Origin of the sequence: Paranoxybacillus vitaminiphilus (assembly GCF_003259935.1) — a bacterium.
Lineage (GTDB): Bacteria > Bacillota > Bacilli > Bacillales > Anoxybacillaceae > Paranoxybacillus > Paranoxybacillus vitaminiphilus.
Window position 1 is genome coordinate 1 of record NZ_QLMH01000050.1, and the last position, 1,568, is coordinate 1,568.

2 protein-coding genes are annotated in these 1,568 nt (G+C 35.5%); both read left to right on the forward strand.

Annotated elements, in window-relative coordinates; genetic code table 11:
* Positions 1–103 precede the first annotated feature (103 nt).
* Positions 104–481 (forward strand): DUF7010 family protein, encoded by a 378-nt coding sequence (locus B0I26_RS17995; protein WP_409991446.1) that lies wholly within the window; start codon positions 104–106, stop codon positions 479–481.
* A 644-nt stretch (positions 482–1,125) separates the two neighbouring features.
* The coding region (locus tag B0I26_RS18000; protein WP_245934853.1) for a helix-turn-helix domain-containing protein at positions 1,126–1,568 on the forward strand (443 nt) is incomplete at its 3' end.

A 1,568-nucleotide genomic window follows, 5' to 3' on the forward strand; every position in this document is an offset into this window, starting at 1 on the left:
TCCTTTTAAATGTTTGGTAGCACTTTCATTTTAAAGGAGATCCTTCATGCAAGGGCTATTTTTATGCTTGTTTGATTTTATCTAGCACCACGGGTTATTAAAAATTAACTTTTTAGCTGCTCACAATCCGTTGTCAACCGTCGGCGGGTTAGTAGGGGGCGTGCAAATTTTCTTTGCGCCTATTGTCATTATGGTTGCCTATCGCCAACCTGAGTGGATGCCTTTTGTCATCGGAGTTTTAGCTGGAGCACATTTTCTTCCATATGTTTGGATATACGGCACGAAAATTTACTTATTCCAAACGATGACAACGGTAATCGTTGCATCGGTTATTGGCATTAGGTTTATGGATCAAGCATTTCACCTTGTTCCATTTGCTTTAAGTATTGTTTATATGATTACGGCCATTTTACTGATTCGCAAACATCGCACAATGGTTCGAAATAAAAAAGAGGCTGGATACGGTTCAATCGAAGCGTAAACGCCTATCATCAAATGTTTTTCAAATCTAGTAATCTTTTTTAACTAATTGGAGGAACGTAAAATTGGGCTATTTCCTTACCTTCTTAACTTTGTATTCGGTGTACCGATAGCTAGAATATTCAGTTTATTAGGTGGAAAATAGAGCCACTTCGTGAAAACTCATTGGAAGCAAGATGTTATCGTTTGTTTTTGGGTGTCTTTCATAATAACGATGTTTATCATCGTTTTACCGTCAATATAGTCCAGCCACAAATTTAGTAAAACCTACAAGGTAACGTATGTTTTTATTTTTTAATTTTTTTAATATTATTAAAATTAAAAAGAATTTAGAATGGATACAATTCACCAAAAATAGTTTAATGCTTAAAGAACTTAGTAAAAAAAAAGACTTGTGTATAAGTTTTTTATCTTAAGTTAAAAGAGGTATATCTTTACTTAATCATTACACTAAAAAAATGTAAAATTACAAAATTTTTTAAGTGAAATCAAATGATAATTATCTTGCTAATTATGTGTTAAAAATAGCAGTTTTATTAATGTGTATAACTATATAAATTCAGTTTGAAATCCCGACATGTTTAATCAACATCTATTCTTGTCTATACTGCTCCTAAACGGGTTAATCAAAGGAGCGGATGAATCATGAAGAAAAAAGGATTACAAATTACGAATGACCACGGTTGGACCATTGAACGTCTTCAAGAACAGGAGCGCAGAATGAAAAATGCGAACATGGCGAAACGGATTGCGGTGATTCGTCTTATTATGCAAGGCTACTTAGGAATCCAAGTCGCTGAGCTTTTGAACATCCATCGTGAAACCGTTTCGATTTACGTTCAAAAGTTTCATCAAGGTGGTATGGATGCGCTATTAGAACGTCATTATGCTCCCGGTAGAAAGCCATATCTGTCTTTAGACCAAGAACGTGAATTGCGAAAGATGCTGGAAGAAAGCACGCCTGCCGATGAAGGATATGGCATCGAAACCAGTTGGAATACACGAATCATTCAACATGTGTTAGAAGAGAAATTTTCTGTCACCATGTCCCGTGGCGGTATTTGCGATATGCTCCATCGATGGGGATT